This is a genomic window from Bacillus sp. UNCCL81, assembly GCF_900112535.1.
GTDB classification, from domain to species: domain Bacteria; phylum Bacillota; class Bacilli; order Bacillales; family Bacillaceae_G; genus Gottfriedia; species Gottfriedia luciferensis_B.
Window position 1 is genome coordinate 136,834 of the sequence record NZ_FOMF01000008.1, and the last position, 14,138, is coordinate 150,971.

Below are 14,138 nucleotides of genomic sequence, written 5' to 3' on the forward strand. Positions count from 1 at the left end.
AATTTTAAATCAGAACTCTTTAATATTAGGTATGGTTAGATGAAATTTTGTTCCTTCTCCTACTTTACTGCTAACTTCTATATGGCCATTATGTAATTCAATGATTTGTTTAACAATTGCTAAACCTAAGCCACTACTGGATTCCTTTCGATTCCTTGCTTTATCAACAATAAAAAACCGATTAAATATTTGTTCCAGATCCTTTTCGGAAATGCCAATCCCAGTATCTTGAAATTCAATATGAACATACTCTTCATTACTACTAAGTTTGATTGAGATTGACCCACCTTCATGGTTAAATTTAATGGAATTCGTCATTAAATTTGTCCAAACTTGATGCAGTAGATTCTTGTCACCAAACACATAAGTTTGTGGTAATTCCAAATCAATGGCCAACTCTTTGTTTCTCCAACTCCATTCAGTTGTAAAAACTACTTGTTTAATTTGTTCGGCAACATCAAAAGTTGTTTTTTGAAGAATACTTTCTTCTTTATCCAATGCAGCTAACGTTAATAATTGTTTACTTAACAAAGACATTCTTTTACTTTCTTCCTCTATAATCGATAAGTAATGTTTCTTTTGCTCTTCGGTTAATGTTTCAGTTTGTAGAGATTGCGAAAAACCTTGTATCGATGCAAGTGGTGATTGAATTTCATGAGATACATTCGAAACAAACTCCTGACGCATCGCTTCAATTTGTCCTAATCTTTGTGACATATGCGAAAAGTGATTAGCAAGTTTTCCTATTTCGTCTTGGCGTTTAATTTGCAATTGAACATTATATTTTCCTTCTGCAATTTTTTTAGTTGCTTCAGTTAATTTAATAATCGGTTTTACTATATATCTTGTACTAACTAGAACGAATACAATACTTAATACAATTGTCAGTAATAGGAGAATAGAAAAGAGTATACGCAATTCACCAAATTGAAGCTGTACATTCGGACGCATAAATAGCGCCAAATGATTAGTAGTCGACTTTATAGGAACACCAACTGTATTACTCAATGTATTATCAAAAAATCCAGTCACAAATAATGATGTTGGAAATTCGGCAATACCATGATAGACCTTTCCGTTTAAAACTGAATCAATCACTTTACGATCTAGTTTTTTTTCTCTAAAAGAACCACCATAAAAAGATTGATTTCCTTGTTGATCTACTAATAAAATTTGATATCCTAATTTACTAATACTTTTTAAGTAATTGCTTAATTCAATATCATTATTTTCTTCATAAAAAGTACCAACGTCTAAAGCCATTTTAGTTAATTTTTTATCATTATAAGGCTTTAAATTATAGTGGTAATACACATTTGAAAGAAAGAAAGCCAATAAACTGCTACAAATCATTACACCGAGGATTGTAAGAACAATTCTTATGTATAAAGTTTTCACTTTTTAGTGACCTCCAATTTATAACCAACACCGCGAACGGTTTTTATACTAAAGTCATTCGTTAAACTAGAAAACCTTTCACGTAAACGTTTAATATGAACATTTATTGTTCGATCATCACCTTCAAAATCAGCACCCCAAATTAATTGGATCAGCTCATCACGTGTAAAAATTCGATCCGGATAACTTGCCAATTGAGACAATAATTCAAATTCCTTCATTGGAAGCATAAGTAATTTTCCATTACAGTAAACTTCATAGCTTTTTCGATCGATAACGGTTTCGTTCAGTTTTATTTTTTGAGCACTAATCATATTGTATCTTCTTAACAGTGCCTTAATCCGGAATAGTATTTCTTTTGGTTCAAATGGTTTAGTCAAATAGTCATCTGTGCCTACTGCAAACCCTTTTTCTTTATCAGAAAGCTCACTTTTTGCAGTTAACAATATGACTGGAAAATCATAATACTCTCTTATTTCTTCACAAAGCTGGTACCCATCTTTACCTGGCATCATTATATCTACAATCGCTAAATTAATTTGTTGTTGCTCAAGCAATGCAGAAGCTTCGTCTCCGTTAGCTGCTTCAAATGTCGTATAGCCTTCAGTTTGTAAATACATTTTCAGTAACTCTCTTATATGAGAATCATCATCCACAATTAAAATTCGAATCATACTTTATCCCCATTCTTAGAATTTAGTGCAATTATTTAAAAAATCATATCATATTTTAATTTTAATATCCTTATTCTCTTTTTCATGGGCAGAAAATGCTGATGAATTATAACTTTATAAAAAAAATTTCTATAATATAGTTTGTCCCCCATACATTTTTGTATTTTAAACATAAAATTATTATTGTAGTACATTAAAGCTGTTTTCGTAATTCTTGTTGCTCATTAAGAAGATGACTAGTTGATTTTAGTCTGAACATAGAGTAGTCCGTTAGCATCTAAACTATTTCACTTTTTCTGATACTCCTACAGAAACCCCACACCTTGTTTTAACAATCAGCTTTAAAAAGCTTGTTTACAACAATTATTTCGAAAAGAGTCTACCTACAAAATGAGTGGTATTTCAGCTTATACTCCTGGAGCTACGGGTGTTAGTTAATTAGCGATCACTGTACCTGCTGGAGGAGACGGAATATAGCTGACACTCCAATTGTGTTAGAAATAGTAAGTACTGCACCTACTTCCGATATTACTGTTTCAACATAATAACTGATCAAAAAAAAAGTTCCTTAAGGGAACTTTTTTTGAATCTTATCTTTTTTAATCATTGTCTTTTATAGGACCACTTTTTATCATGCATTAATGATAAAATTTTGGTCAGATAAAAGAGATTCAATAAAAGAACTGTTCTAAAACAATCCTTTAGTTATACGTTTTAACAACAGGATCAATTAAGAAATTAGACATTTCTACTGCCTTCTCAAACTCTTTTTCTTTTACATAATGATCATACAACTGCTTACCATATCGTTTTATTAGAACTGTATGATTCCGTGACTTAAAATAAGGGAACGCTTTCTTTTCTATGTATTTAATATATTCTTTCGTTTTATTTTCAATCGAATAGATTAGCAAAGTAAAGAGTACTTGATAATGTTCATTGTTTAGATCTTCTGCGATTGTTAGCCCTTTTTGAGCGCTACTTAATAAGGCAGATTTGCGCATTAATTTACCTTCGAAACAGCTCTTAAGATAATTATTAAGTCGCTGAAGATAGATTACTGATGGCTTTTTCTCTAATTGCAACGCAGCTTTATAATATTTTTGCGCTTTTTCATAATCTTTTCTTTTAAAATATTCCAAAGCAAAATTATTTAATAACATCCCTGTTTTATCTGGTGCATTAAGTGTTTCACTATCATGGATCAAATTTTTATATGATTGTTTCAATTTTTTGAAATCCAAGTGAGAATCATGACTTGATTGATAAAGCATAATTGATTCAGCATTTATGGCACGTAAATAATTACTTGTATCTTTGAAATATTTAAGTGCCTTTTCTGCGTATACATATGCCATCACCTTAGAATCTGCCCAACCGTAAGCAACTGCTAAATGATAATAGTATTCTGGATTGCCGTACTCATTTATATCAATTTTCTTTAATGTTTGTATTGCTTTATGATGATTCTCTGTACTTGAATTATTATAATTATTTAAATAATAAACCCCTATCACGTGCAAAAAGAGGTTTCTTTCAAAAGGAGGTAGATCCTTATAGTTTCTTTGGATAAATTGAATAATCGTATCAGTGTTCTTATAATCATTCTTTAAAAGATAATATCTTGCTAGTAATAATTGATACATTACATCGTATTTTGGTGAATTAATAAAAGGACTTTCTTCCAACTCTTTCTTTAATGATTCAACTTCCTTCATTCTTAGTTTAATAATTGCTGTATGCCAGTTATGTAGTTTATTTTCAAGATTTTCAAAGTTCGCAATTTCTTTTCGAATATCAATTTGTAATCGTTCAGAAAACAAGGTAATAATTTCAGAAGAGTAGGATGTATTCCCTCTTTCAATTTTTCCTACGTGCTTGGAAGAGCAGATTCCTTTTCCTAGTTCTTCTTGTGTTAGACCGGCTTTAGTACGATAAAATTTTATAACTTCTCCTTCGATCATTGATTGCTCCTCCTATCCTAAAACTTATACTAAATATACAATAGTTCAACTAAGTTTCCATCATGCTATTCACACAATTTATTAGGATAATCTAATGAAGAATTAATAATAAAATATAGTATTTTATTACTATCACATTGGAATAATTAGGAAAAATTTAATATGAAATAAGAAAACCATGAACAGGCAAGCTAGCTCATGGTTTGAGGTTTATTATTAATTTACACCTACAGAAGAATATGCATCCATTACTGCTTTCGTTTGAGCAGAAGGCGCACCAGTAGTTTTATTATCTGGGTATAGATCACGAGCTGCTTGTACAGCTGCTTCACGCATTTCTTTAAATCCAGAAGAAGCAGTTAAGTATTTCGTTAAAGCTCGATAGTAAATTTTTTCTGCAGTTGTTACACCTACACCTTTAATCGTGTATCCTTCATTCGTACCACCTTGTGAAATTAAATATGCAGCTTTGTTGTTAATTCCACTATTAATGTGAACTCCACCATTATCTTCAGCACCTAAATATCTTTCAGCATAAGTATCTGGGTAGTAGCCAGATGGCATATATTTTGTGCTGACACGTACTGAACCTGGATCTTTTAATGAACGAAGACCTCCGTCACCTGGTTTAGTTGGAGTGTATACATCTTCACCCATCTCCCACTCGTTTTCCTTAGTCGAATAAATTTCAACGAATGTTCCAAAAATGTCTGCTAGTGACTCATTAATAGCCCCAGATTCGTTTTTATATGTTAAATTAACACCGGACTTTTCAATAACACCGTGAGTCATTTCATGTCCAGTAACGTCTAATCCTCCAGCAAGTGAACCTAGTACGATTCCGTCGCCATCTCCGTATAACATTTGTTTACCGTTCCATGCAGCATTATTCCATTTTGATCCAATGTGCACCGTACTAATTAAAGTCATGCCTTTATCATCCAGGCTGTTACGCTTCTGAACAGTTTGATAATATTTGTTTACTTTATCAGAGTTCATATGCGCTGATACTCCTGCAGGATCATAGAAGAAATTAGTTGAACTAGTAGTAGAAATTTCAAATCCTGTAAAACCTAAAAGTCCTGATAATAAAATAAATGCAGTTTCAGGCATACGATGAGCATCAAAAGTTGCTAATGGAACAATATTTGGTGCCGTTGTTGTACCACCCGCAATTGATCCACCATACATATAACTAGTACCAGTTGCCGCATCTTTTCCTACTGGGAAAGATTGCATTTTACCAAACACGTCCAAACCTCTTCCAATCGCAACTGTAAGATTTGCAGGATCTACTAAGTTATCAATTGCATCAAAGCTATCAATTATTTCTCCGCTAGTAGCATCTACAAAATAATGGAAGTATCCCGGTGCTGGAACAGATGTTGAAGCCTTAACTAAGTATGCTAAATAGTACTTACCATCATGAGGATAAATGGTTAATTCAGTATCAATTCCATCATATCGTTTAACTTCACCAAGTTGTTCTTCAACTTTTGATTTTGTAATATTAACTGCTTCGTCCTCAGAAATCGATGCTTCAGTTGGAATGATTGCACGTGATAATCTTTGTGTTACATTACCGAATGATGCATATACATTGTTATTTGCATCTAGTGCTACAGTTTGTCCTGATCCGAAGATTGGAATTCCTTTGTATTGTTCAACTGTTCTCACATGGTATGTATTAGTTGTGCTGTCAGCTTGTTCACTAACAATTTTAAATTGTTCCCATGCAGAACCTGATCTTGCTAGACCATCTACTTTTGAATTAAGAAAGGCTTTTACAACATCTTCCTTACTTAAAGCTTGATTAACAGTTGCTGCACTTGCTTTTACATTTACAAATGAAGGTAAAGTTAGTCCGCCCCCAAATGCTACAGTTAATGCCATTACTGATGGTATTGCTTTTCTGCTCATTCTTTTCTCTTTTTTCATTCTCAAAACTTTCACCCCTTATTAATTTGTGTTGCGATTGCAATTTTCATTATTGAGAAAATTCTAAATTAAATCAATATGTCAAACCCGGGTTCTTTTTGAGCTGTCTTTTAAGCTTTTTATCCTTCTAACGACTATTTACGACAAAATACTACCTATAATTAGTCCGAAAATAACCCGGTTTCAATTTTCTGATAACTGAGCAATAATGAATTTCAACAGGGCTTTTGCAAAGGAGTGAAAATTTGAAACAACCAATGAAAAAAGTCTACATAATAGTAAGTTTATGTTCGATTCAATTTTACTTAGCAATGCAAACAGTTGGTCAAACCGAGGCAACATTTTCTAGTCAGGCTTCATCAGAACAAGTCGTTTCTGCCGCAATTGTGTTTCCTAAAACAATTCAACAACTAGCAACAGCTGCAAAAGATCATTCAACAAGAGCTAATCAATTATATGAATCGATTATGGAAGCAACACTATCTGGTAGCGAACCTGAATTGTCCAAGTTACTTACAAATGTTCTTAATGAGGAACATGAATTATATGGTGAATTACAAAGTTTACATACCATTCAAGACCAAATGGACACCTATCATAATCAAATCCATGAACTTCCAGAAACTGAACAAAGTAGTTATGAATTTGAGAGAAAAGGCTACCAAGCTCTTAACAAACTAATTCTTCAAGTAAATGAAACAATTAATCTACAAAAAATAGAAAGTATTAAATCCACAATTCAAACCGAGCTAAATGAAAGTAAGGAGAAGATTAATAACGATATTATTGAACCTAAAAATGATACAGAATCAAATAAAAGTCATAATTCTGAAAAAGATTCAACTCTAAAGCATGATTCAAATAATTCTGATACAGATTCAACTCTAAAGCACGATTCAAATGATTCTGATACAGTTTCAACTCTAAAGCTCGATTCAAATAATTCTGATAAAGATCCAACTCTAAAGCTCGATTCAAATAATTCCGATACAGATCCAACTCTAAAGCACGATTCAAATAATTCCGATACAGTTTCAAACCAAAATTAAAATTCTAATAATTCTGCAAATACAACTCAAAACGAATAGGTGATATCTCATGTTGAAGAAAGTTTTATCAATTGTAGGTAATATTTTTAAAAGTATTTCTATTGTCATCTTGTGCTTCTTAGCTTTTATTGTGATTTCTTCTAGGTTTACAGGTGGTGATTCCACCATTTTAGGCTATCAATTAAAAGCTGTTTTATCCGGATCAATGGAACCTACCTTTCATACGGGCTCAATAATTGCCATTAAGCTAGGAGCAAATCCTTCAACTTATCAGAAAGGTGATATTGTTACCTTTCACATGGACAATAAGCTGATCACTCACAGAATAGCAGCTGTCCATAAAAAAAATGGTGAAATTTCCTATAAAACAAAAGGTGATAACAATAACGCCCAAGACTTATGGACCGTGTCCCCTCAGAATATCGTAGGAAAATATTCGAATTTCACGATTCCATATGTTGGTTATGCATTAAATTTTGTAAGCTCAAAAGCTGGATCTGCACTATTGTTAATTGTTCCAGGGCTTCTTCTAACTCTTTCAGCAATACGCAATTTGTTTCAATTAAAGAAAGAGTTTGAGCAAAAAACTGCAGGATAAAGTTGGTTAGATCTCTTAAGTACAAAATAAAAGCTTAAGAGTTTAATAAATAAACCTTAAGGGGGAAATGAAATGAGTTTTACTAAGAGAATAGGTCAAGTAGTAATGAGTGGAGCAGTTGGATTATCGTTAATTAGTGGAGGTACATTTGCGTATTTCAGCGATACAATTAAAACTGATAATACGTTTGCAGCAGGTACATTAGACTTAGGTATGAATCCTAATGCTGTAGTTAACATTAGTAATTTAAAACCTGGTGATGAAATCTACCGTGAATTTACGCTTGAAAATAATGGTACTTTAGATATTAATAAAGTTTTATTAAACACTAAATATCAAGTTGAAGATGTAAAAAATGATAACAATGAAGATTTAGCAAAGAATATTAAAGTAACAATCATGTACAACACTAGCAGTGCTACAAATGAGATAGTTGACACGACTTTATATGACTTACAAAATCAAACACCAGATCTAACAGAAATTCAAGGATTTGTTGGTAGTACGAAGGTTCCAGATGGAATTCCAGCAGGTCAAAAGGAAAAGATTTTCGTATTATTCGAGTTTATTGATAATGGACAAGACCAAAATCAATTCCAAGGCGATAAGTTAAAAGTTGATTGGACATTTAACGCTCAAACTGGCGGAAGTACATACTACGACGACACTGATCCTAACAACAACTAAAAATAAAACCACCTAATAGATTAGTTAGGTGGTTTTATTTTTTTAACCTTTTAATCTCCTTTGCTATGGAAAGCTATTCTCGTATATATCCAAAAATTTTGAAATGTCCACGCATTGCTTTTGAATTCTTTCATTCATAACCGTAGTTTGCCAGCTGTACACTTCGTACTCTTTATAATTATGATGACTGATCGGCTTTAATTTGTATTCAAGAGCTATTGCCTTAAAGGCTTCTTTATAGTCTAATTTAGCTTGTTTTAATGCCTTTTTAGTATCCTTAAAGACTGGCATACCTTTGTAATTAGCTCCTATATTATATGCTTTGTTCTCACTAAATTTTATATTCAACTTACCCACATCATACTCTTTTACAACAATTGATAAAGAGTTGTTTTCACATGCAGTTAACCAAAATATTGAAAAGAAAATAAATAGTTTCTTCATTTTATACTCCTCTTAAAGAAGTTCATTCTTCCTATTCTATTTCTATAAGTTTTGAAAAAAGTACTTATTTAAAAGACCAAATCGCTTGCGCGGTTTGGTCTAAGAAGTTGATTCTTATTAATTTATACCTACAGAAGAATATGCATCCATTACTGCCTTTGTTTGTGCAGAAGGCACTCCATTTTTGTCAGGATACATCTCTCTAGAAGACTGAATTAGAGCCTCACGCATATCTTTAAAGTTAGAGGCAGGAGTTAAATGAAGGGTTAAAGCACGATACAATATTTGTTGTAAGGTTGCATTACCCAATCCTTTAATAGTATATCCATTATTCGTACCGCCCTTTGCAATTAAATAAGCAGCCTTGTTGTTAATTCCACTATTAATATGAACTCCACCATTATCTAAATCACCTAAGTATCGCTCATCATACGTATCCGGATAGTAACCAGAAGGCATATAGGTTGTACTAACACGTTTAGAACCTGGATCACTTAGAGAACGAAGTCCCCCATCACCAGGCTTGGTTGGAGTATAGATCGTTTCTCCCATTTCCCATTTAGGGTCCGTTGTAGCGATTGTTTGATACTCTAAATAATCCTGCGCTAATTGTCCAAAAATATCGGCAATTGATTCATTAAGAGCCCCTGACTCCCCTTTATATGTTAAATTCGCTGAATTTGAAATAACACCGTGAGTCATTTCATGTCCTGTTACATCTAATCCTCCAGCTAACGAACCAAGGACAATACCATCGCCATCACCATATAACATTTGCTTTCCATTCCAAGCAGCATTATTCCACTTCGAACCAACATGTACTGTACTTGTTAATGACATACCTTTCCCATCTAAACTATTACGCTTCACCGATAGTTGATAGTACTTATTAATTTTATCAGCATTCATATGAGCAGATACCGCAGCTGGGTCATAGAAAAAGTTAGATGAACTATTTGTTTGTACTTCAAATCCAGTAAACCCTAATAAACCTGAAAGAAGGATAAATGCTGTTTCTGGCATACGATGAGCATCATATGTATTCAAAAGAACAGTATTAAGTGTGCTAGGAGATGATCCATATACAGAGGCACCATGTAAATAACTTGTACCTGTCTTAAGATCTTTCACAGCAGCAAATGATTGCATTTTTCCATTTACATCCAGTCCTCTACCCGCTACTGGAGTCACCTCTGGTAAAGCATAATCAATTGCATTAAAGCTATCAACGATTTGTCCATTTGTCGCATCTACAAAATAGTGAAAATATCCAGGTGCTGGAACTGAAGTTGATGCCTTTACTAAATAAGTTAAATAGTACTTACCTTTAAACGGATAAAGCGTTAATTCTGTATCAATTCCATCGTATCGTTTAACTTCACCAATTTGATCTTCTACCTTTGATTTTGCAATACTAACCGCTTCTTCCTCAGAAATTGCTGCTTCACTTGGAATTATAGAACGACTTAAATTTTTCGTTACATTACCAAATGAGGCAATTACGTTATTATTCTCATCTAACGCTACAGTCTGTCCAGAGGCATAGATTGGTATTCCTTTATACTGTTCGACAGTTCTTACATGGTATGTATTGGTCGTACTATCCGTTTGTTCGCTTATAATTTTGAATTGATCATAAGGTGTTACAGATTTAGTAAATCCACTATCAAGTTTTGAATTAAGGTATGCTTTTACTACTTCTTCTTTACTCAATGCTTCATTAACTGTTGCTGCACTTGCTTTTACATTTACAAATGAAGGTAAAGTTGTTAATCCACCTGAAAAAGCAACAGTTAAAGCCATAACAGCTGGAATAGTCTTCTTTCTCATTCTTTTTTCATTTTTCATTTTCAAAACATTCACCCCTTATTTGAATTGTGTTGCAACCACATTTCTAATTATTCAGAAAATAATGTTTTAAATCAATATGTCAAGGGCGGGTTCTTTTTTGCAAGTATTTACCTTGCATTTTGTCTTTTTACGTTTAAATTCGATAAAAATTTCATGAATTTCTAATCAAAATAACCCGGTTTTAATTTTCTGAAAATTAAGTAATAATGGATTCCAACAGGGCTTTTTGCGAAGGAGTTCTCGATAATGAAAACATCACAGAACAGTTCTTACTCTGAGTTAAAAAATCTGTTAGATCTCTTAAGCACTATAAAAGCTTAAGAGTTTAATAACTTAACCTTAAGGGGGAACATGGAATGAGTTTTACTAAGAGAATTGGTCAAGTAGTAATGAGTGGAGCAGTTGGATTATCGTTAATTAGTGGAGGTACATTTGCGTATTTTAGCGATACAATTAAAACTGATAACACATTTGCATCTGGTACACTAGACTTAAGTATGAACCCTAATGCTGTTGTAAACATTAGTAATTTAAAACCAGGTGATGAAGTATATCGTGAGTTTACTTTAGAAAACAATGGTACTTTAGATATTAATAAAGTTCTATTAAACACTAAATATCAAATCCAAGACGTAAAAAATGATAACACTGAAGATTTAGCTAAGAATATTAAAGTTACAATTATGTACAACACTAGCAGTGCTACAAATGAGATCGTTGAAACATCATTATATGACTTACAAAATCAAACTCCTGATTTAACAGAAATCAATCAATTCGTAGGTAGCACAAAGGATCCAGATGGCATTCCTGCTGGTCAAAAGGAAAAGATTTTCGTATTATTCGAGTTTGTTGATAATGGACAAGACCAAAATCAATTCCAAGGCGATAAATTAAAAGTTGATTGGACATTTAATGCTCAAACTGGTGGCGGTACATACTACGACGACACTGATCCTAACAACAACTAATACATAACAAATAACCACCTAATATACTAATTAGGTGGTTTAACTTTCCCTTAAGAAGCTGACCACTTTGCTTGCGAAGCTTGTCAATTAAGTAGGTGTAAGTTAACAGTTGCAAAGTTGTGATGAAGTAAAATTAAACGGATAAATCTATTCGTTATCGTTAGAAAAAACTTTTTTATTCACAAAAGCAATTTTCTACAATAATGGGTAAACATTATTAAAATGAAAGTTAGAAGTGAATCTATTAATTACTACTTACAAATCAAATCTTTCTTTAATTAATTTAGCAACTTCTTCTGCACTCATATTTGTGTTATTTATTTTAAGATAATTTTCCTTCTGAATTTCCCCTTCTATCGAATTTAATCTAAATTTTTCCATTGTCTTCAATAAATTATCTTCAGACCATTCAATGTCTCTTTTTGTTGGCTTATGTTCTAATCTGTGCGGAGTTTTATTTCGTGCAAGTCTCTCATCGAGTTCTGCTTCAAGTTCAACAAAATAGGTTGTCGCCCCTTTTGACTCAAATATGGTACAAACTTTCTCGACATATTCCCAATCAGATTTTAGATCGAGAGCCCAAACATAAGTAAAAATCATGCCGTATAAGTTACTTTTGGACACCTCTTCAAATATTTCATTTCGAAATAAATTAACTAATCTACTCCCTTCCTTTGTTCCATAATCAAAAAACTTACTAACTAAATCGATTGTCATGTGATTATGAAACAATTTTAAATCTGTTATTTTTTCTAGTGCATGCCCTACAGTCATTTTTCCGACTGCTTGAGGCCCAAATACTAATACAAACTTCATAGAACTCTCTCCCAAATATAACTGAATTTTTCGACTAGTATATCACACTTAAAAATAATTAACTCGATAATAAACGTCAGTATATTTTTAAAAAAGAACTATCTGAAAAATTGCATAAGAAATATTAAAAAAGCAGAAACAAAAGAAAACGAAAATATTCTACGTATATTATCTGTTTACTAAAAATTTACGAAGTTATCAAAAATTTTTTATTACATTTGGGAACTATTGTGTTAAAATCAGCATATAATTTAAAAAACTTTCCCTAGGGAAAAACTATTTGATGTGCACAATAAAACAGGTGGTGGGAAACATGTCACAAGAATCACAAGAAAAAGTCATATATAAAGAAGCTGGATGGAGACAGGAACATACACAACCTAGTTTGCAAGAGGTTCATCGTTCATTATCTGTTCCAAAGAAAGCTAGTAATTTTCGTAAGTTTCTAGCATTTGCTGGCCCAGGATATTTAGTTGCAGTTGGATATATGGACCCTGGAAACTGGGCAACTTCAATAGCAGGTGGATCTGCATTTAATTACAATTTATTATCTGTTATTTTAATTTCTAATCTTATGGCCATCATTCTACAATCATTAGCTGCTAAATTAGGTATCGTTACCGGTAGAGATTTAGCTCAGGCATGTCGAGACCACTTCAGTAAACCTGTATCATTTATGCTTTGGGTGCTTTGTGAAGCTGCAATTGCTGCATGTGACTTAGCTGAATTAATAGGGTCAGCCATCGCTTTAAATCTATTATTTGGTATTCCGTTGTTTTATGGAATTTGTTTGACAACTTTAGATATATTCATTGTTTTACTTTTACAAAATAAAGGATTTAGGTATATCGAGGCTTTTGTTATTTCATTAATCATATTAATTACTGGTAGTTTTGTTTTTGAATTGATTATGTCTCAACCTGATGTAAAAGCTGTATTTGGTGGATTTATTCCAAGTTCTCAAGTTATTACAGATCCAAAAATGCTTTATATTTCTTTAGGAATTTTAGGGGCAACTGTTATGCCTCATAACTTATATCTTCACTCTTCAATCGTTCAAACTAGAAAGTTTGATGTATCAGATGCTGGTAAGAAAGAAGCGATTAAATTTGCAACAATTGACTCAACAGTTGCATTGATGATTGCATTGTTTGTAAACGCAGCGATCTTAATATTAGCTGCTTCAACTTTCTACAAATCGGGTCATACAAGTGTTGCATCAATTGAGGATGCATTCCAGCTTCTTACTCCATTACTCGGTACGACTTTAGCAAGTACATTTTTCGGATTGGCATTATTGGCTTCAGGTCAAAATTCTACTTTAACTGGTACTCTTGCTGGGCAAATTGTAATGGAAGGCTTTTTAAATATTAAGCTTAAACCTTGGATAAGAAGATTAATTACTCGTTTAATTGCTGTTACACCAGCTCTTATCGTCACTTATTTTTACGGGTCAAAAGGAACTGCAGATTTATTAATACTAAGTCAGGTAATCTTATCTTTACAGTTATCTTTCGCGGTTATACCACTAGTTATGTTCACTAGTGATGCTAAGAAAATGGGTAAATTTGTTAATAAAACTTGGCTCAAGTCAGTAGCTTGGACGATTGCTTCAGTTATTGCAGTATTAAATGTATATTTACTTTGGGCAACATTCTTTAAATAATAAAAAAGATTGAACAGATGTTACATTACATTAGTTCAATCTTTTTTTATTTATCCACAGTTACGTTACTTTCCATACATAA

12 protein-coding genes are annotated in these 14,138 nt (G+C 32.5%); 5 read left to right on the forward strand and 7 right to left on the reverse strand.

Going from position 1 to position 14,138, the window contains the following annotated elements; genetic code table 11:
- Positions 1–9: 9 nt before the first annotated feature.
- The 4 genes from BM319_RS17570 to BM319_RS17585 form a co-directional block, all read right to left on the reverse strand.
- Positions 10–1,398, reverse strand: a complete 1,389-nt coding sequence (locus tag BM319_RS17570; RefSeq protein WP_069033222.1) for a sensor histidine kinase — start codon at positions 1,396–1,398, stop codon at positions 10–12.
- A complete protein-coding gene (locus BM319_RS17575; protein WP_091023888.1) occupies positions 1,395–2,072 on the reverse strand; it encodes a response regulator transcription factor in 678 nt (225 codons plus the stop codon). The genes BM319_RS17570 and BM319_RS17575 overlap by 4 nt, the downstream gene beginning before the upstream one ends.
- Positions 2,073–2,773: 701 nt before the next feature.
- Positions 2,774–4,036, reverse strand: a complete 1,263-nt coding sequence (locus tag BM319_RS17580) for a helix-turn-helix domain-containing protein (protein ID WP_069033220.1) — start codon at positions 4,034–4,036, stop codon at positions 2,774–2,776.
- Between the two features lie 216 nt (positions 4,037–4,252).
- Positions 4,253–5,956, reverse strand: a complete 1,704-nt coding sequence (locus tag BM319_RS17585) for a M4 family metallopeptidase (RefSeq protein ID WP_091024000.1) — start codon at positions 5,954–5,956, stop codon at positions 4,253–4,255.
- 263 nt (positions 5,957–6,219) lie between these two features.
- Between BM319_RS17585 and BM319_RS17590 the strand changes: the two genes are divergently transcribed.
- From BM319_RS17590 to BM319_RS17600, 3 genes are all read left to right on the forward strand, one after another.
- Positions 6,220–7,023 (forward strand): DUF4047 domain-containing protein, encoded by an 804-nt coding sequence (locus BM319_RS17590; protein ID WP_091023890.1) that lies wholly within the window; start codon positions 6,220–6,222, stop codon positions 7,021–7,023.
- 52 nt (positions 7,024–7,075) lie between these two features.
- Positions 7,076–7,621, forward strand: a complete 546-nt coding sequence (gene sipW, locus BM319_RS17595; RefSeq protein WP_439097773.1) for a signal peptidase I SipW — start codon at positions 7,076–7,078, stop codon at positions 7,619–7,621.
- A 72-nt stretch (positions 7,622–7,693) separates the two neighbouring features.
- A complete protein-coding gene (locus tag BM319_RS17600) occupies positions 7,694–8,308 on the forward strand; it encodes a TasA family protein (protein WP_069033217.1) in 615 nt (204 codons plus the stop codon).
- A gap of 63 nt (positions 8,309–8,371) precedes the next feature.
- Here BM319_RS17600 and BM319_RS17605 read toward each other — a convergent pair whose 3' ends face one another.
- Together BM319_RS17605 and BM319_RS17610 are read right to left on the reverse strand one after the other, a co-directional pair.
- The gene (locus BM319_RS17605) at positions 8,372–8,752 is read right to left on the reverse strand and encodes a hypothetical protein (RefSeq protein ID WP_069033216.1); all 381 of its coding nucleotides are present in this window, start codon (positions 8,750–8,752) and stop codon (positions 8,372–8,374) included.
- A gap of 117 nt (positions 8,753–8,869) precedes the next feature.
- The gene (locus BM319_RS17610) at positions 8,870–10,600 is read right to left on the reverse strand and encodes a M4 family metallopeptidase (protein ID WP_069033247.1); all 1,731 of its coding nucleotides are present in this window, start codon (positions 10,598–10,600) and stop codon (positions 8,870–8,872) included.
- 359 nt (positions 10,601–10,959) lie between these two features.
- Between BM319_RS17610 and BM319_RS17615 the strand changes: the two genes are divergently transcribed.
- Positions 10,960–11,574 carry a TasA family protein gene (locus BM319_RS17615; RefSeq protein ID WP_069033215.1) on the forward strand — a complete coding sequence of 205 codons (615 nt, stop codon included), beginning with the start codon at positions 10,960–10,962 and terminating at the stop codon, positions 11,572–11,574.
- A gap of 255 nt (positions 11,575–11,829) precedes the next feature.
- Here the strand turns inward: BM319_RS17615 and BM319_RS17620 are convergent, their stop codons facing one another.
- Positions 11,830–12,390, reverse strand: a complete 561-nt coding sequence (locus tag BM319_RS17620) for a DEAD/DEAH box helicase family protein (RefSeq protein ID WP_091023892.1) — start codon at positions 12,388–12,390, stop codon at positions 11,830–11,832.
- A gap of 313 nt (positions 12,391–12,703) precedes the next feature.
- Between BM319_RS17620 and BM319_RS17625 the strand changes: the two genes are divergently transcribed.
- Positions 12,704–14,056, forward strand: a complete 1,353-nt coding sequence (locus tag BM319_RS17625; protein ID WP_069033213.1) for an Nramp family divalent metal transporter — start codon at positions 12,704–12,706, stop codon at positions 14,054–14,056.
- The last annotated feature ends 82 nt before the right edge of the window (positions 14,057–14,138 follow it).

Bases quoted from the DNA above. Each gene is read 5' to 3' on its own strand.
- BM319_RS17605 (WP_069033216.1), bottom strand. From the start codon at position 8,752: ATGAAGAAACTATTTATTTTCTTTTCAATATTTTGGTTAACTGCATGT.
- BM319_RS17580 (WP_069033220.1), bottom strand. From the start codon at position 4,036: ATGATCGAAGGAGAAGTTATAAAATTTTATCGTACTAAAGCCGGTCTA.
- BM319_RS17625 (WP_069033213.1), top strand. From the start codon at position 12,704: ATGTCACAAGAATCACAAGAAAAAGTCATATATAAAGAAGCTGGATGG.
- BM319_RS17600 (WP_069033217.1), top strand. From the start codon at position 7,694: ATGAGTTTTACTAAGAGAATAGGTCAAGTAGTAATGAGTGGAGCAGTT.
- BM319_RS17615 (WP_069033215.1), top strand. From the start codon at position 10,960: ATGAGTTTTACTAAGAGAATTGGTCAAGTAGTAATGAGTGGAGCAGTT.
- BM319_RS17620 (WP_091023892.1), bottom strand. From the start codon at position 12,390: ATGAAGTTTGTATTAGTATTTGGGCCTCAAGCAGTCGGAAAAATGACT.
- BM319_RS17585 (WP_091024000.1), bottom strand. From the start codon at position 5,956: ATGAGCAGAAAAGCAATACCATCAGTAATGGCATTAACTGTAGCATTT.
- BM319_RS17575 (WP_091023888.1), bottom strand. From the start codon at position 2,072: ATGATTCGAATTTTAATTGTGGATGATGATTCTCATATAAGAGAGTTA.
- BM319_RS17610 (WP_069033247.1), bottom strand. From the start codon at position 10,600: ATGAAAAATGAAAAAAGAATGAGAAAGAAGACTATTCCAGCTGTTATG.